This window comes from Klebsiella sp. 4_1_44FAA (assembly GCF_000238715.1).
Taxonomy (GTDB): Bacteria; Pseudomonadota; Gammaproteobacteria; order Enterobacterales; family Enterobacteriaceae; genus Klebsiella; species Klebsiella pneumoniae.
Window position 1 is genome coordinate 431,011 of the sequence record NZ_JH414798.1, and the last position, 23,623, is coordinate 454,633.

The 23,623-nt window shown below is 57.2% G+C and carries 23 protein-coding genes and 2 pseudogenes; 13 read left to right on the forward strand and 12 right to left on the reverse strand.

Annotated elements, in window-relative coordinates; translation table 11 throughout:
• Positions 1-155: 155 nt before the first annotated feature.
• On the forward strand, positions 156-1,040 hold the full coding sequence (gene htpX / locus HMPREF1024_RS23450) for a protease HtpX (protein WP_009307542.1): 885 nt from the start codon (positions 156-158) through the stop codon (positions 1,038-1,040).
• A 65-nt stretch (positions 1,041-1,105) separates the two neighbouring features.
• Here the strand turns inward: htpX and HMPREF1024_RS23445 are convergent, their stop codons facing one another.
• Entirely contained in the window at positions 1,106-2,476 is a 1,371-nt protein-coding gene (locus HMPREF1024_RS23445) for an MFS transporter (RefSeq protein WP_004184658.1), read from the reverse strand.
• Between the two features lie 177 nt (positions 2,477-2,653).
• Here HMPREF1024_RS23445 and kdgR point away from each other — a divergent pair, with 177 nt between their 5' ends.
• Positions 2,654-3,445 carry a DNA-binding transcriptional regulator KdgR gene (kdgR, locus tag HMPREF1024_RS23440; RefSeq protein ID WP_002911378.1) on the forward strand — a complete coding sequence of 264 codons (792 nt, stop codon included), beginning with the start codon at positions 2,654-2,656 and terminating at the stop codon, positions 3,443-3,445.
• A 56-nt stretch (positions 3,446-3,501) separates the two neighbouring features.
• On the opposite strand, the gene HMPREF1024_RS23435 is transcribed toward kdgR, so the two are convergent.
• Positions 3,502-3,741: a YobH family protein gene (locus HMPREF1024_RS23435; RefSeq protein WP_004145533.1), complete on the reverse strand. Its 240-nt coding sequence runs from the start codon at positions 3,739-3,741 to the stop codon at positions 3,502-3,504.
• Positions 3,742-3,900: 159 nt separating this feature from the next.
• On the opposite strand from HMPREF1024_RS23435, the gene mgrB reads away from it, so the two are divergent.
• The 6 genes and pseudogenes from mgrB to rlmA all read left to right on the forward strand — a co-directional run bounded on the left by mgrB (position 3,901) and on the right by rlmA (position 8,158).
• Positions 3,901-4,044, forward strand: a complete 144-nt coding sequence (mgrB, locus tag HMPREF1024_RS28165) for a PhoP/PhoQ regulator MgrB (protein ID WP_002911375.1) — start codon at positions 3,901-3,903, stop codon at positions 4,042-4,044.
• A 74-nt stretch (positions 4,045-4,118) separates the two neighbouring features.
• Complete coding sequence (locus HMPREF1024_RS23430) at positions 4,119-4,409, forward strand: YebO family protein (protein ID WP_002911374.1); 291 nt, start codon at positions 4,119-4,121, stop codon at positions 4,407-4,409.
• Positions 4,410-4,999: 590 nt separating this feature from the next.
• Positions 5,000-5,071: pseudogene (locus HMPREF1024_RS28175) on the forward strand (DUF2627 domain-containing protein); the annotation flags it as partial.
• A gap of 85 nt (positions 5,072-5,156) precedes the next feature.
• A complete protein-coding gene (cspE, locus tag HMPREF1024_RS23425; protein ID WP_001062678.1) occupies positions 5,157-5,366 on the forward strand; it encodes a transcription antiterminator/RNA stability regulator CspE in 210 nt (69 codons plus the stop codon).
• 187 nt (positions 5,367-5,553) lie between these two features.
• On the forward strand, positions 5,554-7,302 hold the full coding sequence (ftsI, locus tag HMPREF1024_RS23420) for a peptidoglycan glycosyltransferase FtsI (RefSeq protein ID WP_002910924.1): 1,749 nt from the start codon (positions 5,554-5,556) through the stop codon (positions 7,300-7,302).
• Between the two features lie 61 nt (positions 7,303-7,363).
• Complete coding sequence (gene rlmA, locus HMPREF1024_RS23415; protein ID WP_009307543.1) at positions 7,364-8,158, forward strand: 23S rRNA (guanine(745)-N(1))-methyltransferase; 795 nt, start codon at positions 7,364-7,366, stop codon at positions 8,156-8,158.
• Between the two features lie 3 nt (positions 8,159-8,161).
• On the opposite strand, the gene mntP is transcribed toward rlmA, so the two are convergent.
• From mntP to manX, 5 genes are all read right to left on the reverse strand, one after another.
• Positions 8,162-8,728, reverse strand: a complete 567-nt coding sequence (mntP, locus tag HMPREF1024_RS23410; RefSeq protein WP_002910921.1) for a manganese efflux pump MntP — start codon at positions 8,726-8,728, stop codon at positions 8,162-8,164.
• Between the two features lie 418 nt (positions 8,729-9,146).
• Positions 9,147-9,605 carry a DUF986 family protein gene (locus HMPREF1024_RS23405; protein WP_009307544.1) on the reverse strand — a complete coding sequence of 153 codons (459 nt, stop codon included), beginning with the start codon at positions 9,603-9,605 and terminating at the stop codon, positions 9,147-9,149.
• Positions 9,606-9,667: 62 nt separating this feature from the next.
• On the reverse strand, positions 9,668-10,519 hold the full coding sequence (locus HMPREF1024_RS23400) for a PTS mannose transporter subunit IID (protein ID WP_004145526.1): 852 nt from the start codon (positions 10,517-10,519) through the stop codon (positions 9,668-9,670).
• A gap of 12 nt (positions 10,520-10,531) precedes the next feature.
• On the reverse strand, positions 10,532-11,332 hold the full coding sequence (locus HMPREF1024_RS23395; protein WP_002910918.1) for a PTS mannose/fructose/sorbose transporter subunit IIC: 801 nt from the start codon (positions 11,330-11,332) through the stop codon (positions 10,532-10,534).
• 56 nt (positions 11,333-11,388) lie between these two features.
• The gene (gene manX / locus HMPREF1024_RS23390) at positions 11,389-12,360 is read right to left on the reverse strand and encodes a PTS mannose transporter subunit IIAB (RefSeq protein ID WP_002910917.1); all 972 of its coding nucleotides are present in this window, start codon (positions 12,358-12,360) and stop codon (positions 11,389-11,391) included.
• 446 nt (positions 12,361-12,806) lie between these two features.
• Here manX and yoaE point away from each other — a divergent pair, with 446 nt between their 5' ends.
• Positions 12,807-14,366: a CNNM family cation transport protein YoaE gene (yoaE, locus tag HMPREF1024_RS23385; RefSeq protein ID WP_004145524.1), complete on the forward strand. Its 1,560-nt coding sequence runs from the start codon at positions 12,807-12,809 to the stop codon at positions 14,364-14,366.
• A gap of 33 nt (positions 14,367-14,399) precedes the next feature.
• Here yoaE and HMPREF1024_RS0125475 read toward each other — a convergent pair.
• The 4 genes and pseudogenes from HMPREF1024_RS0125475 to pabB form a co-directional block, all read right to left on the reverse strand.
• Positions 14,400-16,051, reverse strand: a pseudogene (locus HMPREF1024_RS0125475) (EAL domain-containing protein).
• 181 nt (positions 16,052-16,232) lie between these two features.
• Positions 16,233-17,597: an L-serine ammonia-lyase gene (gene sdaA / locus HMPREF1024_RS23380; RefSeq protein WP_004151445.1), complete on the reverse strand. Its 1,365-nt coding sequence runs from the start codon at positions 17,595-17,597 to the stop codon at positions 16,233-16,235.
• A 162-nt stretch (positions 17,598-17,759) separates the two neighbouring features.
• Complete coding sequence (locus HMPREF1024_RS23375) at positions 17,760-18,338, reverse strand: CoA pyrophosphatase (RefSeq protein WP_004180429.1); 579 nt, start codon at positions 18,336-18,338, stop codon at positions 17,760-17,762.
• 3 nt (positions 18,339-18,341) lie between these two features.
• Complete coding sequence (gene pabB / locus HMPREF1024_RS23370) at positions 18,342-19,697, reverse strand: aminodeoxychorismate synthase component 1 (protein ID WP_004145520.1); 1,356 nt, start codon at positions 19,695-19,697, stop codon at positions 18,342-18,344.
• 88 nt (positions 19,698-19,785) lie between these two features.
• Between pabB and HMPREF1024_RS23365 the strand changes: the two genes are divergently transcribed.
• Positions 19,786-19,971 (forward strand): YoaH family protein, encoded by a 186-nt coding sequence (locus HMPREF1024_RS23365; RefSeq protein ID WP_004145519.1) that lies wholly within the window; start codon positions 19,786-19,788, stop codon positions 19,969-19,971.
• Here HMPREF1024_RS23365 and HMPREF1024_RS23360 read toward each other — a convergent pair whose 3' ends face one another.
• On the reverse strand, positions 19,972-20,316 hold the full coding sequence (locus tag HMPREF1024_RS23360; protein ID WP_002910910.1) for a RidA family protein: 345 nt from the start codon (positions 20,314-20,316) through the stop codon (positions 19,972-19,974). It abuts the gene before it with no gap.
• Between the two features lie 131 nt (positions 20,317-20,447).
• Between HMPREF1024_RS23360 and HMPREF1024_RS23355 the strand changes: the two genes are divergently transcribed.
• From HMPREF1024_RS23355 to HMPREF1024_RS23345, 3 genes are all read left to right on the forward strand, one after another.
• The gene (locus tag HMPREF1024_RS23355) at positions 20,448-22,358 is read left to right on the forward strand and encodes an ATP-dependent DNA helicase (protein WP_009307547.1); all 1,911 of its coding nucleotides are present in this window, start codon (positions 20,448-20,450) and stop codon (positions 22,356-22,358) included.
• 145 nt (positions 22,359-22,503) lie between these two features.
• The gene (gene tsaB, locus HMPREF1024_RS23350; RefSeq protein ID WP_004151443.1) at positions 22,504-23,199 is read left to right on the forward strand and encodes a tRNA (adenosine(37)-N6)-threonylcarbamoyltransferase complex dimerization subunit type 1 TsaB; all 696 of its coding nucleotides are present in this window, start codon (positions 22,504-22,506) and stop codon (positions 23,197-23,199) included.
• 38 nt (positions 23,200-23,237) lie between these two features.
• Positions 23,238-23,623, forward strand: a 386-nt coding sequence (locus HMPREF1024_RS23345) for a Slp family lipoprotein (protein WP_009307548.1), incomplete at its 3' end; no start/stop codon positions are given.

Genomic DNA, 23,623 nt, shown 5'->3' on the forward strand with positions numbered 1-23,623 from the left:
AACCTGCGCTGCCGCTGTCAGCAAGATGCTACAAAATGTAAAGTTGTGTTTTTATCGTGACTTAGCGGGGGCTGATGGTTGAAAATTGCAGCCTGACCCATACGATGTGGGTAATCGCATAGTGCGTTTTGTTAAATTGAGGTAAAAAGAAAATTATGATGCGAATCGCGCTTTTCCTGCTGACGAACCTGGCAGTGATAGTCGTGTTCGGGCTGGTGTTAAGCCTCACGGGGATCCAATCCAGCAGCATGACCGGTCTTCTGATTATGGCCCTGCTGTTCGGCTTCGGTGGTTCTATCGTTTCGCTGATGATGTCGAAGTGGATGGCGCTGAAGTCAGTGGGTGGGGAAGTGATCGAGCAGCCGCGCAACGAAACGGAACGCTGGCTGATGAATACCGTTGCGCAGCAGGCGCAGCAGGTAGGTATTGCCATGCCGCAGGTAGCTATCTATCACGCGCCTGACATTAACGCCTTCGCCACCGGCGCGCGTCGTGACGCCTCGCTGGTCGCCGTCAGCACCGGGCTGTTGCAAAACATGAGCCGTGATGAAGCGGAAGCGGTCATTGCCCATGAAATCAGCCACATCGCCAATGGCGATATGGTTACCATGACCCTGATCCAGGGGGTGGTGAACACCTTCGTTATCTTTATCTCCCGCGTTATCGCGCAGATTGCGGCCGGTTTCCTCGGCGGCAACCGGGAAGATGAAGGGGAGAGCAGCAATGGCAACCCGCTGATCTACTTCGCCGTCGCCACGGTGCTTGAGCTGGTGTTCGGTATTCTGGCCAGCATAATCACCATGTGGTTCTCGCGTTACCGTGAGTTCCATGCTGACGCCGGCTCGGCGCGTCTGGTAGGCCGCGAGAAGATGATTGCAGCCCTGCAGCGTCTGAAAACCAGCTATGAGCCGCAGGAAGCCAGCAGCATGATGGCGTTCTGCATTAACGGTAAAGCGAAATCCATGAGCGAACTGTTTATGACTCACCCGCCGCTGGATAAGCGTATTGAAGCCCTGCGTAGCGGTGAATATCTGAAATAATCCATCTTCTGACGCTGAAAACGAAAATCCGCAGCCCGCAAGCTGCGGATTTTTTTTACCGTCCGTCAGGCTGCGCGCGGCTGAGTGACCCGCAGACCGCTAATTAGCGCGGCGACGATAGCCAGGGTGCCGGCCAGCAGCAGGGCGGTGTGGGTGCCGTTGTTACCGAGCAAATTGAATAGCAGCGCCACCAGCGCCGCGCCGGTGCTCTGTCCGAGCAGGCGAGCGGTGCCCAGCATGCCGCTGGCGCCGCCGCTACGATGGCTCGGAGCCGAGGCGACGATGGTATGGTTGTTCGGCGACTGAAACAGCCCGAAGCCGGCGCCGCACAGCGCCATGCGCCAGATGATATCCAGATCGGAGGGCGACGAGGGCAGCAGCGCCAGGCCGAACAGGCCGCAGGCCATAATCAGCAGGCCGACAGCCCCCAGCAGCCCGGCATGACATTTCTCGATCAAATAGCCGGCCAGCGGCGCCATCACCATGGTCGCTAACGGCCACGGCGTTAGCAGCAGACCAGTCTCCACTTCGCTGCGCCCCATCATCGACTGCAGAAAAAAGGGCAGGGAGACCATCGCCAGCATCTGCGCGCAGAAGGAGCAGATGGAAGTGCAGATAGAGAGAGAGAAGAGTGGGATACGCAGCAGGTCGACCGGCAGCAGGGGGACGGGCATCGTGAGCTGGCGGCGAACGAAGAAGAACCCCACCACCAGCATAGCGGCGACCTCCGCCAGCACCAGCTGAGTGGACTGCCCCTGGGCGAAACCGCTCAGGGCGGTGATTAGCAGCCCGAAGGTAAGGGCGTTCATAATGGCGCTCGGCAGATCGAAGCGGATGATTTTGCTGCGCGCGCTGTTGGGCGGCAGAAAGCGCATGGCCAGAACAAAGGCGACGATGCCGAGAGGCACGTTAATTAAAAACAGCCATTGCCATGAGGCGAGGGAGAGGATCGCTGCGGCGATAGTCGGGCCGGCCGCCGAAGAGACGGCAACGACAAAGGAGTTAATGCCCATGCCGCGACCAAGAAAGCGCTGCGGATAAATCAGACGGATCAGCGCGGTGTTGACGCTCATCAGCGCGGCGCCGCCCAATCCCTGCGCGACGCGAGCGAAGGTTAGCATTTCGAGGCTACGCGACAGCGCGCAGGCCAGCGAGGTAAAGATAAACACCACCAGGCCTATCTTATAGATACGCCGATAGCCGACCATGTCGCCGAGGAAGGATAGCGGCAGCAGGGCGATGACAATGGCGATTTGGTAGGCGTTAACGATCCAGATTGAAGCCGCCGGTGAGGCGTTGAGATCGCTGGCGATAGTCGGCAGCGCGACGTTGGCGATAGCCCCGTCGAGCACGGCCATGGTCAGCCCAAGCACGATGGTCAGAATGGCGCCATAGCGTTGCGGCAACGGCACGCCATCAGAAGAATTTTTATCCATGGTGAATATGAGTCTTAAATGAAACGGTTTTTTGAATGATGAGTTTAGCATTGATTAATTCGCAGTATGTCGCAGATTTGTAACGAAGTGGCAGAAGAATGATTGCGGCTCAGAGGCGGCGAATTTATAATAAAAACCGGTTCTAATTTTTATAAAACAGTTACGACGAGGTGATAAATGGCAGGTGCAGATTTGGATAAACAGCCAGATTCTGTCTCTTCGGTATTGAAGGTTTTCGGCATCCTACAGGCGCTGGGTGAAGAGCGTGAAATTGGCATTACCGAACTGTCCCAGCGCGTCATGATGTCGAAAAGCACCGTTTATCGCTTTTTACAGACCATGAAATCACTGGGCTATGTGGCACAGGAAGGAGAGTCTGAGAAATACTCTCTCACCCTCAAGCTGTTCGAACTGGGCGCGCGCGCGCTGCAGAACGTCGACCTGGTGCGCAGCGCCGATATTCAGATGCGCGAACTTTCGCGACTGACGAAAGAGACCATCCATCTTGGGGCGCTGGATGAAGACAGTATCGTCTACATCCATAAAATTGACTCGATGTATAACCTGCGGATGTACTCGCGTATTGGCCGCCGCAACCCGCTGTACAGTACCGCGATTGGCAAGGTGCTGCTGGCATGGCGCGATCGCAGCGAAGTGGAGCAGATCCTCGACGGCGTGGAGTATAAGCGCAGCACCGAGCGGACCATTACCAGCACCGAGGAGTTGCTGAAAGTGCTGGATGGCGTTCGCGAGCAGGGCTATGGCGAGGATAATGAGGAACAGGAAGAGGGGCTGCGCTGCATTGGCGTGCCGGTGTTTGACCGTTTCGGCGTGGTCATCGCCGGGCTGAGCATCTCTTTCCCAACGCTACGTTTCTCTGAAGAACGCTTGCATGAATACGTGGCGATGCTCCATCAGGCGGCGCGTAAGATTTCTGAACAAATGGGATACAACGACTATCCGTTCTGAGGCGGCGGATACCGGGTTGGCGACCGCGGCGCTACGTCGCGATCGCCGGTTCGATGTTAGCCGTTATCAACCACGGTTGTGCTTTTACGCAGCAGAGGGCAACTGCTGACGCCGATCACTCCGCTGTCGGAATGAACATAAAGTGCGGTGCTGACTCCGCGGGCGGTGAGGTATTGGCACTTAAGACCCAGACCGCCGACGTTTTCCTCACTGTGGAATAACACCCCATAACCGCTCAATAATACGCCAATCCATAAGATAGCCACCAAGATAATAGTACGAATGATTAATCGCATTGATGCCTCATTATTTGTATGATCCCTGGCGTGATTTTGACACGAACACGTTTTGAAACAAGTCGATGATTCCTAAACTTACCTTTCGTAATACAGTTAGCCGCGGTTTAAGAAGGCCGTGCTATCCTGGCGACATTGCGTACTGATGCGGAGAGTGGAGTGAAAAAATTACGGTGGGTTTTACTGATAGTCATCATAGCAGGCTGCCTGTTGCTGTGGACTCAGATGCTTAACGTAATGTGCGACCAGGATGTTCAGTTTTTCAGCGGCATTTGCACTATTAATAAATTTATTCCGTGGTAAGACATTTTTCTGCCGACTGATTTCCTTCTGCGCCGCGGGTGGTAGAATGAACGCCTTCTCTTTGAGGTGGTGAAATGAGTGAGTTACTAAATCCTGGGATTTTAAATCTGGCATCGCTGGCTGTGTCCGTGGCGCTGCTGCTTGTTGGTCTGTTGTTATGGTTCTTCGTCAACCGCGCCAGTTCGCGGGCCAATGAGCAGATAGAGCTGCTGCAAGCGCTGCTGGATCAGCAAAAGCGGCAGAATGCGCTGTTACGTCGCCTGTGCGAAGCTAATGCGCCAGAGAAAGAGGATGTGGCTGAGCCGACCGTCGCCGGCAAGGCGAAAGGGGAGGATGAGTTTATCCGCCTGGTAGCTGAACGTTAAGGCGCCCGACAGGTGTGCATCATAAGATGCGCACCTGCATGATAGCGGGCGGTAATATCTTATTCTTATTCCATTATTCCTTTCTTAGTGCAATATCCTCTTTATTACACGCTGTAAATAAAGTCATTCTCGCCGCGTTTATTGTTGGGTAACGTGACACTGTCATCTTTTTTTCATTATTAAGGTGCAGAATTAGCACTATTTTTAGCGTGACGACTAACAGGTTTTATTATCACTACACTGGCACGGCTTAGCGATTTTTAGTCTGGAGTTATAACGAATTATGCGCATCAATATTCACCGTTGCCCACCAGACGCTTACATTACAGCAGTTCGTGTACGGACATACCTGGACGAAGCGAAGTTGTTGAGCTATGGTAAAAAAGTTGCAGTAATGAGGCAACGAATGGGCGATATTGGCTGATGCTGTAGCGCCTTGCCAGGGGCGGCAAAGACGCATAAATGTGCAGGCGATCAAATGATTACCTTATAATTTGTGCGAACGATCGAGACACGTTTAAAAATGGCTTGCCATTATTTACGTAGTGTGTGATAACACGTTTCGGGTTAAACGAGGTACAGTTCTGTTTATGTGTGGCATTTTCAGTAAAGAAGTCCTGAGTAAACACGTTGTCGTTGAATACCGCTTCTCTGCCGAACCTTAAATTAGTGCCTCATGCAGTTATGTGTCAGTTTTATCTAGGTAAACGCCAGCAGGCGAAGAAAACAGTCTAAGGAATTTTGCAAATGGCAAAGATTAAAGGTCAAGTTAAGTGGTTCAACGAGTCTAAAGGTTTTGGTTTCATTACTCCGGCTGATGGCAGCAAAGACGTGTTCGTACACTTCTCCGCTATCCAGGGTAACGGCTTCAAAACTCTGGCTGAAGGCCAGAACGTTGAGTTCGAAATTCAGGACGGCCAGAAAGGTCCGGCTGCAGTTAACGTAACTGCTATCTGATACAAGACCATTCTTCTTGTATAAAAGCCTCGCCTGCGCGGGGCTTTTGCATTTTTATTGCAAAGCATGTCATTTTTCCCCCTCCCGTCGCGTCTTGTTGCAAATACTCATCTTTATTAGCATTGTGTAGCAGTCAGTTTTGCTAATTTTCTGTTAAATCAGTTGGTTGCAAAACAATGCCGGAGCTATGGTGCTAAAGAAAAAAACGAAGTCCGCCGCCAGTTTCACCCCGATTCGCTTCGGGTTACTGTGTGTGGCCATTCTCGGTTGTCTGGGGCTGCTGCTGGTCCGCGTGGGCTGGCTACAAATTATCTCCCCCGATAACCTGGTAAAACAAGAAGATATGCGCTCCCTGCGCGAAGAACCCGTAGCGGTTGAGCGGGGGATGATCAGCGACCGGGAAGGACGGCCGCTGGCGGTGAGCGTTCCGGTCAGTGCTATCTGGATCGACCCGCAGACCACTATGGAGAAGGGCGGTGTGGGCTATGGACCCCGCTGGCAGGCGATGGCCGAAGCGCTGCACCTCAACCTCGGAGAGCTGGCCCAGCGGGTACAGAGTCATCCCCACGCTCGCTTTCTCTATCTGGCGCGTCAGATCAATCCCGAGCAGGCAGAGTGGATTGATAAACTGCATCTGCCGGGCGTCTACCTGCGCGATGAATCGCGACGGTTCTACCCGGCGGGCCACGTGGCTGCCAATCTGCTGGGCTTTACCAATGTTGATAATCAGGGCATCGAAGGGGTGGAGAAAAGCTTTAACGCCCAGTTGACCGGTAAACCCGGGCGACGTCTGGTGCGTAAAGATAAACATGGCAATGTCATTGAGAACATTACCGAAGTGCCGCCGGTTCCGGCGCATAATCTGCAGCTGAGTATTGATGAACGCCTGCAGACGGTGACGGAAGACGCCCTCGACAACGCCGTCCGCTGGAACAAAGCAGAGTCCGGGGCGGCGGTATTGATCAAAATTGATACCGGCGAGATCCTGGCGATGGCCAGCTATCCGGACTTCAATCCGAACAATCGCGATAGCGCGACGCTGGATGATTTTCGCAACCGGGCCATCAGCGACACCTTCGAGCCCGGGTCGACGGTCAAACCGCTGGTGATCATGACTGCGCTGCAGCAGGGGATTGTCCAGCCAGACAGCGTGGTGGATACCCATCCGTTCGTCCTCGATGGCCATCGTATTCGCGATGTGGGCTATTATCCGGAGCTGAGCCTGACCGGGATCCTGCAGAAATCCAGCGATACCGGCGTGTCCCACCTCTCGCTCGCCATGCCGGTGCAGCATCTGATCGATACCTATAAAGCTTTCGGCTTCGGCGAACCGACGGGGCTGGGGTTGACCGGCGAAAGCGCCGGGCTGATGCCGCATCGCCGCTACTGGGGGCAACTGGATCGCGCCACCTTCGCCTTCGGCTATGGTTTGATGGTCACCCCGCTCCAGCTCGCCCACGTCTACGCCACCATCGGCGGCTTCGGCATTGCGCGACCACTGTCGATTACCCGCATCGATCCGCCGGTGATGGGCACGCGGGTGATGCCGGAGAGTATTGTGCATAGCGTGGAACATATGATGGAGAGCGTGGCGCTCCCGGGCGGGGGCGGTACCAAAGCGGCGGTACGCGACTACCGGGTGGCGGTAAAAACCGGCACGGCGAAGAAAATCGGCCCGGACGGCAAATATATCGATAAGTATGTGGCCTATACCGCCGGCGTGGCGCCCGCCAGTCGACCACAGTTCGCGCTGGTGGTGGTGATGAACGATCCGAGCAATGGTTCCTATTACGGCGGCGCTGTGTCCGCGCCGGTCTTCAGCCAGATCATGGGCGATGTCCTGCGGCTGGAGAACGTCATGCCGGACGGCATGCCGCAAGGGGCGGAGAATCTGATCGTAATGCACGATAGCCACCCACAGGGGCCGGCGCTGTAACAGTGGTCTGCAGGGGCGAATAGCGCTACACTTTCGCCCTTTCAGCAACACCGGAGCCGTCATGTCATACAGTTGCCCCCTTTGTCACGCGCCGCTCAGCCGTAGCGACAACCACTATTCCTGCCCGCAGCGGCACCAGTTCGATCTGGCGAAAGAGGGGTACGTCAATCTGCTACCGGTGCAGTTCAAGCGGTCGCGCGATCCCGGCGATAGCGCCGAAATGATGCAGGCCCGGCGGGCGTTCCTCGACGCCGGACATTATCGGCCGCTACGGGATGCTATCGCTGAGCGGCTGCGACATTACGCCCCTACGGATTTACTGGATATCGGCTGTGGCGAGGGGTATTACACCCACGCGTTTGCCGCCATCGCCAGCCGCAGCTGGGGGCTGGACGTGTCGAAGCCGGCGATCCGCGCGGCGGCAAAACGCTACCCGCAGGTGAATTTTTGCGTGGCCTCCAGCCAGCGCCTGCCATTTTCCGACGCTAGCTTCGACGCGGTAGTGCGCATTTACGCGCCCTGCAACGCCGAAGAGCTGGCGCGGGTGGTGCGTCCCGGTGGTTGGGTGATCACCGCCACGCCGGGTCCCCGTCACCTACTGGAGCTGAAAGGGCTGATTTACGATGAAGTTCGCCTGCATGAGCTGAAGACGGAAGCGATGCCGGGGTTCCGCCTGGAGGCTCAGCAGCAGCTGGCTTACCCGATGATCCTGACGGGAAGTGAAGCGCAGGCCCTGCTGCAGATGACGCCGTTCGCATGGCGGGCTAAAGCCGAAGTGCACGCCGCGCTGCGTCAGCAGCCGACCTTTGGTTGCCAGACCGATTTTATGATCCACTGCTGGCAGCGCGAAGCGTAAAGCTTAACCGGCGAAATGGCTCCAGAGGATTTCGCTGCCGATGCCAATCAGCACGATACCGCCGAGAATTTCGGCTCGTTTGCCAAGCAGCGGGCCGATAAAGCGACCGACCATCATCCCCAGCGTCGACATGATAAAGGTGGCGCAGCCGATCGCCAGCGCGGTGGTCACAATGCTGACCTGCAGGAAGGCCAGACCGACGCCGACGGCCATCGCGTCAAGGCTGGTGGCGAAGGCGGTGGTGACCAGAAGCCAGAAACCATGTCGGTGAGGCGCCTCGCACGCCTCGTCGCTGTCGCCGCGAAAACCTTCGACGATCATTCGCCCGCCGAGAAACACCAGTAAAATAAAGGCAATCCAGTGATTCCACTCGAGGATAAACTGGCTGGCCAGCATGCCAAGCCCCCAGCCGACCAGCGGTGTCAGGGTTTCAATGGCGCCAAAAATCAGCCCGGTGCGTACTGCCTCTGAAAATTTGGGTTTATGCAGGGTGGCGCCTTTGCCGATGGAGGCTGCGAAGGCGTCCATGGACATGCCGAAAGCGAGAAGAATGGTAGCGGATAAATTCATGTGCGTGTCCTGACCGGGGATAATCCATATGACACATCGCTGCCCCCAGTAAACATACGCGGAGCCGCTCAATGGCTGAGCAATACGTACAGCAGTGATGTATCTATGGTCTCGCCTGATTGAATCTCTTCAACCCGTACGTGCCACGTTTTGCAACGAGTATGTTGACACGTACATTTCCTGGCGGGCAGGAAATCGGCTACTCCCCAACGACGGGCGCAACCTTAACATATTTTTAGAATATAAAACAATAACAGAAGAGGGCTATTTTAATAACCAAATGATAACGATTTTCATTTAAATTTATAAGTGAAAAAATAGTTAATAAAAAAGATAAGGTTAGGCGGGAAATATAGCCGTGGCTATAATATTTCTCCGCTGCTAACGGGAATAATATAGCGCTGGCTATATTTTTAAGTCATTGAGTTGTAATGAGAAGTTTGTATATCTTCTCCAGATCGTCGATATTTCGTACGCGTATCAGCAGCCGCCGTTGCTCTAATTGCATCACCAGCACACCGTCCTCGGATAAATTCATCTCTTTAATCCGCTGATATTCTATCCACACGTTGGCGAAGAAAAAGCCGCGCGGTTTAAAAATGATTTTCGGCGTACGGATCCAGAATAAATAGAGCCCCATCAGCGCCAGCGCAGATAATAGCCAGGTGGTGATCGCCGTGCCGTGCTGGGTGATGTTGTTATAGATCAGAATGGCGGTGAGGCCGACAAAGATCATGCCGTCAACGCGACTGTGGCGAAGCAGGGGGATGGCCAGCAGTACCGGGCCGTTTCGCCTCGGCATAATAAACTGGTCATATATCGCGTAGGCCAGTAGCGCAAGGATAAACAGGATGATCACCAGGTCCGTGAAGGTCATTGCTTTGCGTTTCTCCTGATAAAAAAAAGCCGGGGGCAAGCCCCCGGCGTACAGCCTGGAAATTACAGACCCAGCAGGCCGACCGCGTAGCCGGCGATACCGATGACGAAGAAGCCAACGATGATCCACAGCGGGTTAACTTTCTTACGCAGCAGCCACATACAGGCGAAGGTCAACAGCAGCGGCACCAGACCAGGCATCAGCTGATCAAGGATAGTCTGCACCGTGGTGACGTGAACCTGTCCGTCAGAGCCGGTGATTTTTGACACCACCATCGGAATGTTCACATGCGTCCACTTGTTAACCAGCGCCCCCATGACAAACAGGCCGAGGATTGACGCCCCCTCAGTCAGTTTCTGCAGGAAGCCGCCGCCCATATCTTTAACGATATCCACGCCTTTGCGATAACCATAGGCGACGCCGTAGTAACGGGTCAGCAGACGCACCGCGTTGAACAGGATAAAGAACAGCAGAGGACCGAGCAGGCTACCGCTCATCGCGATCCCGGCGCCTAAGGCTGCAAACACCGGACGCACGGTACCCCAGAAGATCGGGTCGCCAACGCCGGCCAGCGGTCCCATCAGACCGACTTTGATGCCGTTGATAGCGCCATCGTCAATCTCTGCGCCATTGGCGCGCTGCTCTTCCATCGCCAGCGTTACGCCCAGTACCGGAGCGGCAACGTAAGGGTGGGTGTTGAAAAACTCAAGGTGACGCTTAATCGCCTGCTTACGCGCATCGTTGTTCTCCGGGTACAGACGACGAATCGCCGGAACCATAGAGAAGCAGAACCCCAGCGCCTGCATACGTTCGAAGTTCCATGAACCCTGGAACAGGTTAGAACGAATGAACACGCCACGAATATCACTCTGTGTGAGTTTTTTCTCGGTGGTATTTTTAGTCATATCAACCATTTCGCTCACCTGTTAGTCCAGTTCGTTATCGAGATCGTTGTTACCAGCCGCCTGAGCCGGCGCACCGGCGACGCGGTTATATTTCGGGCTCAGCTGGATGTAGAGGATTGCCATGACCGCACCAATCACACCCAGGGCCACCAGGTTGAAGTTGGTGAAGGCGGCGGTGACGAAGCCGAGGTAGAAGAACGGCATCAGATAGCCTGCGCGCATCATGTTGATGACCATTGCATAACCGACAACCACGATCATTCCGCCGGCGATGTTCAGACCGCTGGTGACCACTTCCGGGATAGCATTCAGCAGGCCCTGAACTTCGCTGGTGCCGACGGAAATCGCCACGATAACGGCCGGGATAGCGATACGCATCGCCTGCAGGAACAGGGACGAGACGTGCAGCCACGACAGGGCGGTCAGGTTGCCATTCTCCGCCGCTTTATCCGCCGCGTGCTGGAAGGCCACGGTGATGGTGCGCACGATGATGGTCAGCACCTGGCCTGCCGCCGCCAGCGGGATAGCCAGCGCGATACCGGCGCCGATGCTCTGATGGCCGGCAATAACCAGGACGGTGGAAATAATGGACGCCAGCGCGGCATCAGGGGCTACCGCCGCACCGATGTTCATCCAGCCCAGGGCTATCATCTCCAGCGTACCGCCGATGATAATACCGGTTTTCATATCGCCGAGAACGGCGCCGATCAGCGTACAGGCGATCAGAGGACGGTGGAACTGAAATTCATCAAGTACCGACTCCATACCCGCAATACACGCGACGATGAACACCAGCACAATCTGAAGAAGGGTAATCTCCATTGTACTTCTCCTGTTGATTAAGTCTTAAAGTGAAAACTGGGGCGCGATCCGCCGGGTTATTTATCAACCTTAGCGATCAGATCCATCATTTTCAGTTTCGGGTCGGTGGACACTTTACGTGCCTCCAGCTCGATACCGCGGGCGTTCAGCTTTTTAAACGCCTCAATATCTTTGGCATCGACTGAAATCGCGTTGTTAACCTGGGTTTTACCCTGGCGGAACGCCATACCGCCGATGTTGACGCTGGTGATTTTCACGCCGCCCTCGACGATACGTTCAACGTCGGTCGGGTTAGTAAACAGCAGCATAACGCGCTGTCCGGCATACTTGGGGTTGTTGTAGACGCGGATCATTTTGGCCACATCCACCACGTGAGCGGTGACGCCCGGCGGCGCAACCTGGGTCAGCAGAGTTTTACGCACGGTATCCGCGGCCACTTCATCACTGACAACGATGATGCGGGTAACGTTGGTCTCTTTGGTCCAGCGGGTGGCGACCTGACCATGGATCAGACGGTCGTCTATACGCGCAAGGCCAATTACCATGTAGTCGTTCGGGCCCATGGGTTTGGCCGGTGCGGCGGCTTTTGGCGCTGCGGCAGGCGCGGGCGCAGGGGCCGCTTTTTCCACCGGTTTGGCTTTAAGCGCTTTCACGCCTTCGCTGCCGGTTTCAACCGCTAAGGCGACCAGTTCATCAAAGGAAGGATCGTCGTCGCGGGCCATGAAGGTTTCCACCAGCATCGGGATATTGACGCCGGCGATAACTTCGTAATGCTCTTTATCGACGACAATGCGGCTCGCAGCGTTGAAAGGGCTGCCTCCCCATGTATCGACGAGAAATAGCACGCCTTTACTGGTATCCAGTTTTGCCAACTGGGCGTTGTATTTCTCGATCAACGTTTCGGCATTTTCACCCGGAACGAAATCGATCCAGCCAACGTTTTCCTGCTCGCCCAACAGCATTTCTGCTGTTTTCAGCAGCTGTTCTGCAGCCCAACCATGTGTGCCTATTACAATAGCAATCGTCACTTGCTACCTCCTTTATTATCGTGAATGCATCATCTGCTTTGATACATCCTGAATCACTCTTGAGGACAAAATCGATTCAGTTAGGGTGTAAGATAGAAAATAGTTACTACCGCGAATTATTTTAGACAGTGAAAAAATAATTAATGTGATGAAGATCCGTTAATCACGTATCGTCTGCGAATAATTTTGCAGCGCAAAAAATAGCCTTAGTTATTGCAAATTCAGGTAAATTATTTCCAATTTCGATCTATATTTTGCTATGTTTAACTTCCGTTTAATTACTCAGGAGTATAGGGCATAGCCCGCAGTATGGACCGTCATCGACGTCTTTTCACTTTCTGGCATCTGATTGCCACCTCTACGTATCCCGCATTTCTTTCAGCACCTGGTGTCGCGCCCCTGCATGGCATGGCGATGACTGACCTTGCCGCAAACCGGAGTCGTACATGGAATTGTTAATGGATCCTTCAATCTGGGCCGGCCTGTTGACGCTTATCGTTCTGGAAATTGTGCTCGGTATCGACAACCTGGTGTTTATTGCCATCCTGGCGGACAAACTGCCGCCGAAGCAGCGCGATAAAGCGCGTCTGATCGGCCTGTCACTGGCGCTGGTGATGCGCCTGGGGCTGCTGTCGGTCATCTCCTGGATGGTGACGCTGACGAAACCACTGATTACCATCGCCGATTTCTCCTTTTCCGGGCGCGATCTCATCATGCTGCTCGGCGGGATCTTCTTGTTGTTTAAGGCGACAACCGAGCTGCATGAACGGCTGGAAAACCGCCAGCACGATGCCGGTCACGGTAAAGGCTATGCCAGTTTCTGGGTAGTAGTATTGCAGATAGTGGTGCTGGATGCCGTCTTCTCCCTGGACGCCGTGATCACGGCGGTCGGGATGGTTAACCATCTGCCGGTGATGATGGCGGCGGTGGTGATCGCGATGATCTTGATGCTGCTGGCCTCCAAGCCGTTGACGCGCTTTGTCAACCAGCACCCGACGGTGGTCGTGCTCTGTCTGAGCTTCCTGTTGATGATTGGCCTGAGCCTGGTGGCGGAAGGGTTTGGCTTCCATATTCCGAAAGGGTATCTGTACGCGGCGATCGGTTTCTCGATCATTATCGAGTTCTTTAACCAGGTGGCGCGCCGTAACTTTGTTCGCCACCAGTCGACGCTGCCGCTGCGCGCTCGGACCGCGGATGCCATCCTGCGCCTGATGGGCGGCCGCAAACAGGCCTCCGTCAGCCATGACGCAGACAGTCCAGCCGCGGTGCCCGTTCCTGAGGGCGCCTTTGCGGAAGAAGAGCGCTACATGATTAACGGCGTGCTGACCCTGGCCCAGCGCTCCCTGCGCAGCATCATGACCCCGCGCGGAGAAATCAGCTGGGTCGACGCTGAGCAGAGTGAAGATGAAATTCGTCGTCAACTGCTGTCGTCGCCGCACAGCCTCTTCCCGGTCTGCCGCGGAGAGCTGGATGAAATCATTGGTATCGTGCGGGCGAAAGAGATGCTGGTGGCCCTGGAGTCGGGGGAAAACGTCGCGGCGCTGGCTTCTGCCTCCCCGGCAATTGTCGTTCCGGAAACGCTGGACCCGATCAATCTGCTCGGGGTCCTGCGTCGGGCGCGCGGCAGCTTCGTCATCGTAACTAATGAATTTGGCGTGGTGCAGGGGCTGGTCACGCCGCTGGACGTCCTTGAAGCCATCGCCGGTGAATTCCCGGACGCTGATGAGACGCCAGAGATTGTCATCGATGGCGATGGCTGGCTTATTAAGGGGTCGACCGACCTGCATGCGCTGCAGCAGGCGCTGGGGCTGGATCCACTGATCAATGACGATGAGGATATTGCCACCGTTGCCGGGCTGGTGATCTCCGCCAATGGTCATATCCCGCGCATTGGCGACGTCGTGTCGCTTCCGCCGCTGCATTTTACCGTAGTGGAAGCGAATGATTACCGGGTCGATCTGGTGCGCGCGGTGGTCACTCGTCCGCCGAGCGACGAAGAAGAGTAATCGCCAGGCTCGCCGGCCGCTGCGGCCGGCGAGTTATTCTGTCGTCTCGCTCTCACTCTCACTCTCACTCTCACTCTCACTCTCACTCTCACTCTCACTCTCACTCTCACTCTCACTCTCACTCTCACTCTCACTCTCCTCCCTGCTGGCCAGCCACGCCGGGAACGCCTCCACCGGCATCGGCCGCGCATAATAAAACCCCTGCAGCACATCGACGCCGTGGCTACGCAGGTAGTTTTCCTGCTCCAGCGTCTCCACCCCTTCGGCAACGGTAACAATATGCAGGCGGTTGGCGAGGGCGATAATAATATCTGTCACCGTCGCGTTCACGCTATCTATGCCGACCGAGCTGGTGAACGAGCGGTCGATCTTCAAAACATCCGGGCGCAGCTTTTCCAGCCATGAGAGCGAAGTATTGCCGGTACCAAAATCATCGATCGCCAGCTGTACGCCCTTAAAGTGCAGATGTTCGGCCATATGCTGGTCGCCATCCTGCAGGACATCGCGTTCGGTTAGCTCGACCACCAGCTGCTGCACCGGATCCACGCTGAACCAGTAATTGTGCAGGTCGCGCAGCAGGAGTCCGTTAGCGAAATGGCGCGCGGCGACATTGATCGCGATGTGAAAATGGCGGTCGCGAGGAAAAGCGTCCAGGCGGCGAGCGGTTTCGGCAATCACATAGCGGGTGAGAGGGATGATCAGATTATTGCCTTCGGCGATGGGGATAAATACCTCCGGCGAAATCGTCCCACGTCGGGGATTATTCCAGCGCAGCAGGATCTCCACCCCGCAGCAGCGGCCGCTGCGCGCATCCTGCAGCGGCTGGCCACCAGGAGGGCAAACTCCCGGGCCGAAATGCCAAGGCTTATTTCCCGCGAGAAACTCATTCTGCCGGCGGTGGCCAGCCAGGCGATGCCGGTCATTAGCAGGCTAAAAATCAGCGCCAGCGGCAGCTCGCCGGGCAGCTCCTCAAGCGCAATCGCCGAGGCGCCAGGGCCGTTAATATTGACAGTAAACGGAAACTCCGTAGAGCGCTGGCGATAAATCACCGTGCCCTGCGGGACATGCGCTTTTTCGAGAAGCCCATGGCGGCTGCTAAAATAACGATCGCCAACCTGCAGGCTGACGTCGCTGATCAGGGCCGATTTTTCATTAAGAATTAAGGTTCCCAGCAGCTCAATATTCACCACCAGCATCACGCCGTCCAGGCCGCTCTCCGCGGCTGGATACCATTGGATCAGTACCGGCGAGCCTTTGAGCAAGGAGCTGTCGTTCGAGAAGAGCAGCAGAGGGCGGGGCGCAGGAAGCGCGGGCTGCAGGCGATGTAAGTCTGCCTGTCGCGGGCCAAAAATACTGGAACAGTAAACGATACCTGACGTGACGAGGGCGACGGAACGAATGGTTTGCAACGAGGCCGCCATTTTGCGCAGCGTCAGATGGATATCAGGGCAGGGTTTGCCCACCAGAGGGAGCAGGGTGGCTCGCTGCGCGCTTAGCGGGCGCAAGATGTCATTGAGCGCCGCCACCCGTTGGCTGGCGGCCGTGCGAATATAATCTTCATTTACGCTGCGCTGCGAAATAAATCGGATGGCTAATGTGGCGCCCAGGGTCGCCAGGGCTACCAGCAGGCAGACAATAATGCGTTTGTGACGATAGGCCGTAATGACTTTTTGTGCAGTCTGCATGTGCGACACCCTGTCGACAGGACGAGTGGTTAAGCGTGGCTTATTTTATAGAGCAAGTGTAGTGGCAGAATATCGCCAGGTATAGAAAAAGAAAATGCGCCGTTGAAGGCGCATCAGGGAGATTTCAGTCACCAGGGTTAACCCCCTGCGCGCTTTGCAGGCGCAGAGGGGCACGAAAAGTTTAGTCACACTGAACTTTAATCGCCAGGCCGCCGCGCGAGGTTTCGCGGTACTTGGCGTTCATGTCTTTACCGGTTTCATACATGGTCTCGATCACCTTATCGAGCGAGACGCGCGGTTCGCTGGTGCGGCGCATCGCCATTCGCGCGGCGTTGATCGCCTTGACGGAGGCGATGGCGTTACGTTCAATGCATGGCACCTGCACCTGACCGGCGACCGGATCACAGGTCAGGCCGAGGTTGTGTTCCATGCCGATCTCCGCTGCCACGCAAACCTGTTCCGGGCTGGCGCCGAGCAGTTCAGCCAGGCCCGCCGCCGCCATCGAGCAGGCGACGCCCACCTCGCCCTGACAGCCGACTTCCGCGCCGGAAATGGACGCATTCATCTTGTACAGCGCGCCGATCGCCCCGCAGGCCATAAAGTAGCGAATATAGATCTCCGGGCTGACGGACTCGATAAAGTGATCGTAATAGGCGAGTACCGCCGGAACGATGCCGCAGGCGCCGTTGGTCGGCGCGGTTACCACGCGACCGCCGGCGGCGTTCTCTTCATTGACCGCCAGCGCGAACATATTGACCCAGTCAACAACGTTCATTGGATCGCTGGAGAGCTTATCGCTGGCCACCAGCAGACGACGCAGCGCCGAGGCGCGACGCGGTACGCGCAGCGGGCCAGGCAGCACGCCCTCGGTGTTCATCCCGCGGTCGATACAGGCGCGCATGGTCTGCCAGACGTTGGCGAAATAATCCTCGATCTCTTTTTTGCTGTGCAGAGCCAACTCGTTCTGCATCACCATCCCGGAGAGCGACAGGCCAGTCTCTTTGCAGTAGGCCAGCATTTCCTGCGCCGATTTAAATGGGTAGGGCACCTGCAGTTCGTTGGCGTTTTCCTTGCCGAAGTGCTCTTCGTCGACAATAAAGCCGCCGCCGATCGAGTAGTAGGTCTTGCAGTAGATCTCTTTCTCGCCGGCCCAGGCGTGAATGGTCATGCCGTTTTCGTGCAGCGGCAGGTTGTCGCTGCGAAAACGCATGCCGTCATCCGCCGGGAAGTCGACCTCATGCTGGCCGTTGGCCAGCAGCAGACGACCGCGCGCTTCGACGTCACGGATAAAAGCCGGGATCGCGTCAATATCGACCGTATCGGGCTGATTGCCCGCCAGTCCCATGATAATGGCGATGTCCGTATGGTGGCCTTTGCCGGTTAATGACAGTGAACCGTAGACGTCAACCGCCACACGAGTCACTGCATTAAGCAATCCTTTTTCGACCAGGTCATCGACGAACTGTTTTCCGGCCTTCATCGGGCCAACAGTGTGGGAAGATGAGGGACCAATCCCCACCTTGAACATGTCGAATAGACTAATCACGATAATACTCCTGACAGGGTTACCGCGGGTGCGGTAACGATGTAATAACTGCGCATAGTGTAAGAGGGAAGCGCCCTGTCAGTTCAACTATTCACATGAATTAAACTAATGGCTAACCGCGATTTTACTAATAATGAGAGCGCCCTCTCATTATCAGTATAGCTAAGGACGTGCGCCAATTTGCAGCGCCAGCTCGCGAATGATCCCGGCGGTCATTCCCCAGACAAAATAATGCTGGTACCAGGAGAGCCAGACGCGGTGGTCGTTGCCCCGGCGGTGGATATCGAGCGGATGGTAGCGCCCAAGGCGCAGGGCTTCGGCGAGCGGCATTTCAAATACCGCGGAGACTTCGTCCTGGCTGGCGTGATAGTGCAGATCCGGGGGAATAATGCCCACCACCGGCGTCACCTGAAAGCCGGTGACGCTGTCCACCGGCGGCAGGACGCCGATCACCTCGACCGCCTCTGGCGGGATCGCCACCTCTTCCTGAGCTTCGCGCAGGGCGGCGGCGATAAGCGTCGCGTCGGTATTATCTACTGCGCCGCCGGGAAAGGCGACCTGGCCGGCGTGCTTGCGCAGCAGCGGCGAACGCTGGGTCAGCAGCAGGCCGGGCTGCGGCCGGCGCACGATCGGCACCAGCACCGCCGCCTGCCGCTGATTGAGCGCATGGCGCGAAGGCTGCGGGCGCAGAAGCTGAAAGCGGGACAGAAAATCATCCAGATTAAGGGCGCGATCCGCCATGGTCTAGTTCTCCAGTTGCTGCAGGATACGATTAACTTTATCAAAAGTTTCCTGATATTCCGCCGCTTCCTCGCTATCCGCCACAATTCCGCCGCCGGCGGAGCAGTACAGCTGTCCCTGCCATGCCGTCAGGGTGCGAATGGTGATGCTGGTATCCATATTGCCGCAATAGCTCAGGTAGCCAATGCTCCCACACCAGGCGTTGCGACGCTGGGGCTCCAGTTCATCGATAATCTCCATCGCCCGCACTTTCGGCGCGCCGGTGATCGAGCCGCCGGGAAAGGCGGCGCGCAGCAGGTCGCTGGCGTGCAGCGTCATTGGCAGGCGGGCGGTGATGGTGCTGACCAGATGATGGACCGCCGGGAACGGCTCCACCACGAACAGCTCGGGGACCCGCACGCTGCCCGGGACGGCGACGCGGCCGATGTCGTTGCGCATCAGGTCGACAATCATTAAATTCTCGGCGCGATCTTTCGGCGAATTCGCCAGCTTCTCAGCCTGCTGCGCATCTGCCAGCGGCGAATCGAGCCGCGGCAGGGTGCCTTTTATCGGCCGCGTCTGGATCTCCCCCTGGCGCAGCTGGATAAAGCGCTCCGGCGACAGGCTTAAAATCGCCCCTTCATCGAGGCGAATAAAGGCGCTAAAGGGGGCGCGGTTGACGGCGTTCAGCTGGCGGAAGGCCTGCCATTCATCACCGACGTAGCTGGCCTGAAAACGCTGGGCGAGGTTGACCTGATAGCAGTCGCCGCTGTGCAGATAGGCCTGTACCTGGCGAAATTTTTCGCCGTACTGCTGGCGGCTCATATTTGACTGCCAGGCAGAGGTCAGGGCGAAGGTTTCACCCGGCGTCGGCGTTTGCGCCTCCAGCCACTGTAGACGCTGCTGCGGGTCGTCATAGCTGAGCAGCGATATCTGTTGGCGCTGGTGGTCGACGATAAGCGCCCAGTCATAGATCCCCACCGCCATATCCGCCAGCGCGATATCGGCCTGCGCGTGCGAAGGGAGACGCTCAAAGCGACGGCCCAGGTCGTAACCGAATAATCCCAGCGCGCCGCCGAGAAACGGCAGATCGTCATGGGGTTGCGGCGTGAACGGCTGACGATCCAACTGCTGCTGCAGGAGCTGCAGCGGATCTTCCGCTGAGACAACAACGGTTTCGCCGTCGTCGACCCACGTCTGTTCACCGCGCGTCAGCAGCGTGGCGCGCGGGGCAGCCACCAGAATATCAAAGCGGTTATGCGGATGGTCGGCAAAGCCGGAATGCAGCAGCATCGCCCAGGGCAGGGCGCTTAACGGCGCAAAATAGTGTTCGGCCGCATCCGGGCGCCAGGGCAGGGTAATAATCGCGGGGGACAACATCTTTCTCGATCCTGAACGTTGCCGCCCCTCTGGCGTAGTTGGGGACGGCGTGAAATAATTACGCCCCACAATGTAGCAGGAGTAAAAGATGTTTGCAGGTTTACCTTCGCTGAGCCACGAGCAACAGCAAAAAGCGGTCGAACGTATCCATGAGCTAATGGCTCAGGGGATAAGCAGCGGCCAGGCGATTGCCCTGGTGGCGGAAGAGCTGCGCGCAACGCATACCGGCGAGCAGATCGTCGCGCGCTTTGAAGATGAGGATGAGGACGAGTAATTACACCGCGGCGATAATTTTGATCTCAACTTTATACTGCGGGTTCATCAGCGTCGCTTCCACCGTGCAGCGCACCGGGGCGTGACCAGCCACCACCCACGCGTCCCAGGCTTTATTCATCGCCGCAAAGTCGCTTTTATCGGCGAGGAAGATGGTGGCGTCAAGAATACGCGACTTGTCGCTGCCCTGTTTTTCCAGCACCGCGTCAATCTGCGCCAGGGTATTGGCGGTCTGCTCGAAAGCGTCGGCATCGAGATTTGCCGGCACGCCGGTGTAGTACAGGGTCTGGTTGTGGATCACCACGTCTGACCAACGGGCTTCGGCATCAATACGCGTAATTGTCATTGCTTTTTCCTCTTTAAGCATTCCATTCGGCTGCGGCAAGACTGCCATAATGTGCCGCTCGCGTCACTACCCGGACTGGCGAAACGCCGTCCTCCCTGACATAATCACTGTCCAAATAACCAGGGGGCAATGTGATCGACGATTTTGCAGCAGACGGCCAGCTAGCCAAAGCCATACCGGGATTTAAACCGCGCGAGCCGCAGCGCCAGATGGCGGTGGCGGTCAGCGAAGCGATTGAGGCCTCCCGGCCGCTGGTGGTGGAAGCGGGGACCGGAACCGGTAAAACCTACGCTTACCTGGCGCCTGCGCTGCGGGCGAAAAAAAAGGTGATTATCTCCACCGGCTCGAAAGCGCTGCAGGATCAGCTTTACAGCCGCGATCTGCCCACCGTCGCCAAAGCGCTCAAATTCACCGGGAAACTGGCGCTGCTCAAAGGGCGCTCCAACTACCTGTGTCTCGAACGTCTTGAGCAGCAGGCGCTGGCGGGCGGCGATCTGCCGGTGCAAACCCTCAGCGATGTGATCCTCCTGCGCTCCTGGTCGAATCAAACCCAGGATGGCGATATCAGCACCTGCGCCAGCGTCGCGGAAGACTCTCAGGCCTGGCCGCTGGTGACCAGCACCAACGATAACTGTCTCGGTAGCGACTGCCCACTGTATAAAGATTGCTTCGTGGTGAAGGCGCGTAAAAAAGCGATGGACGCCGACGTGGTGGTGGTCAACCATCACCTGTTTCTGGCCGATATGGTGGTCAAAGAGAGCGGCTTTGCCGAGCTGATCCCCGAGGCGGAAGTGATGATCTTCGATGAAGCCCATCAGCTGCCGGATATCGCCAGTCAGTACTTTGGCCAGTCGCTCTCCAGCCGCCAGCTGCTGGACTTGGCGAAAGACATCAACATTGCCTACCGCACCGAACTGAAAGACACTCAGCAGCTGCAAAAATGCGCCGACCGCCTGGCGCAAAGCGCGCAGGATTTCCGCCTGCAGCTGGGAGACCCGGGCTACCGCGGCAATCTGCGCGAGCTGCTGGCGGACAGCCACATTCAGCGAGCGCTGCTGCTGCTCGATGACGCGCTCGAGCTATGCTATGACGTCGCCAAACTTTCGCTGGGCCGCTCGGCGCTGCTCGACGCCGCTTTTGAGCGTGCCACCCTCTATCGCGGGCGCCTGAAGCGGTTGAAAGAGATCAACCAGCCGGGCTACAGCTACTGGTATGAGTGTACCTCGCGCCACTTTACTCTCGCGCTGACGCCGCTGACCGTGGCCGAGAAGTTTAAAGAGGTGATGGCGCAGAAGTCGGGGAGTTGGATCTTTACCTCGGCGACGCTGTCGGTGAACGACGATCTGCATCACTTTACCGCCCGGCTGGGGATCGATGAGGCGCAGACTCTGCTGCTGCCGAGTCCCTTTGACTATCAGCACCAGGCGCTGCTCTGCGTGCCGCGCAACCTACCCCTGCCGAACCAGCCCGGCGCGGCGCGACACCTGGCGGCGATGCTCAAGCCGCTGATCGAGGCCAACGATGGTCGCTGCTTTATGTTGTGCACCTCGCACGCCATGATGCGCGATCTGGCGGAGCAGTTCCGCGCCACCATGACGCTACCGGTGCTGCTGCAGGGCGAGACCAGCAAAGGCCAGCTGCTGCAGCAGTTCGTCAGCGCCGGCAACGCGCTGCTGGTGGCTACCAGCAGCTTCTGGGAGGGAGTCGATGTGCGCGGCGACGCGCTGTCGCTGGTGATTATCGATAAGCTACCGTTCACCTCGCCGGACGATCCGCTGCTAAAAGCGCGGATGGAAGATTGCCGGCTGCGCGGCGGCGATCCCTTCGATGAAGTGCAGCTCCCGGATGCGGTGATCACCCTTAAGCAGGGGGTGGGGCGTCTGATCCGCGATATCGACGACCGCGGGGTGCTGGTGATCTGCGACAACCGGCTGGTGATGCGCCCCTACGGCGCGGTGTTCCTGGCCAGTCTGCCGCCGGCGCCGCGAACCCGCGATATCCGTCGGGCGGTGCGCTTTCTCGCCGTACCGCCGGCAAGGTAATCCGCACTAAAATGTGTTAAGCTGCGCGCCATTTTGTTAATTAGCGGTTCCCAATAGACTTCGGGCGGCATGGCGGCGGGTTGGCCGTTTGCCGGAAATCAGGCTGCCTGAAGGCCTGAACTATGTAACGAGAGCGTGACCACCCATGCGAATTTTGGCTATCGATACCGCCACAGAGGCCTGCTCCGCGGCTCTGTGGAATGATGGCACCCTTAGTGCTCATTTCGAAATTTGTCCCCGCGAACATACCCAACGTATCCTGCCGCTGGTGCAGGAGGTCCTCACCGAGAGCGGCACCACGCTGAGCGAGCTGGACGCGCTGGCCTTTGGCCGCGGTCCGGGCAGCTTTACCGGCGTGCGCATCGGCATCGGTATCGCCCAGGGGCTGGCGCTGGGCGCCGAACTGCCAATGATTGGCGTTTCCACGCTGGCCACCATGGCGCAGGGCGCCTGGCGCAAAACCGGCGCCACCCGTGTGCTGGCGGCCATTGATGCGCGTATGGGCGAAGTCTACTGGGCCGAGTACCAGCGCGACGAGCAGGGCGTCTGGCATGGCGAAGAGACGGAAGCGGTGCTCAAACCGGACGCGGTAGCCGAACGACTGGCACAGCTTTCCGGCGAATGGGCCACCGTCGGCACCGGATGGCAGGCGTGGCCGGATCTGGCGAAAGCGAGCGGACTGACCTTAAGCAGCGGCGAAATTGAATTGCCGGCGGCGGAGGATATGCTGCCGTTAGCCTGTTACCTGCTGGCGGCGGGGAAAACCGTGGCCGTGGAGAAAGCGGAGCCGGTTTATTTGCGAAACGAGGTGGCGTGGAAGAAACTTCCAGGCCGCGAGTGAATCTCAGTAACAAGAAGACTGAGAAAAGGAGTCGCATCATGGCGGGTCAAAAACAGGGCGTTCGCTGGCTGCTGGCCGCAGCGATTGCCGTTGCGCTAAGCGGCTGCGTATCGGTGCCGGATGCCATCAAAGGCACCAGCCCGACGCCGCAGCAGGATTTGGTGCGGGTGATGAACGCCCCGCAGCTGTACGTTGGCCAGGAAGCGCGCTTTGGCGGTAAGGTGGTCAATGTGCAAAACCAGCAGGGGAAAACCCGCTTAGAAATCGCCACCGTACCGCTGGACAGCGGCGCGCGGCCAGTGCTGGGCGAGCCGTCCCGCGGAAGGATTTTTGCTGACGTCAATGGCTTCCTCGATCCGGTGGATTTCCGCGGTCAACTAGTGACTGTGGTCGGACCGATCGCCGGGGTGGTTGACGGCAAGGT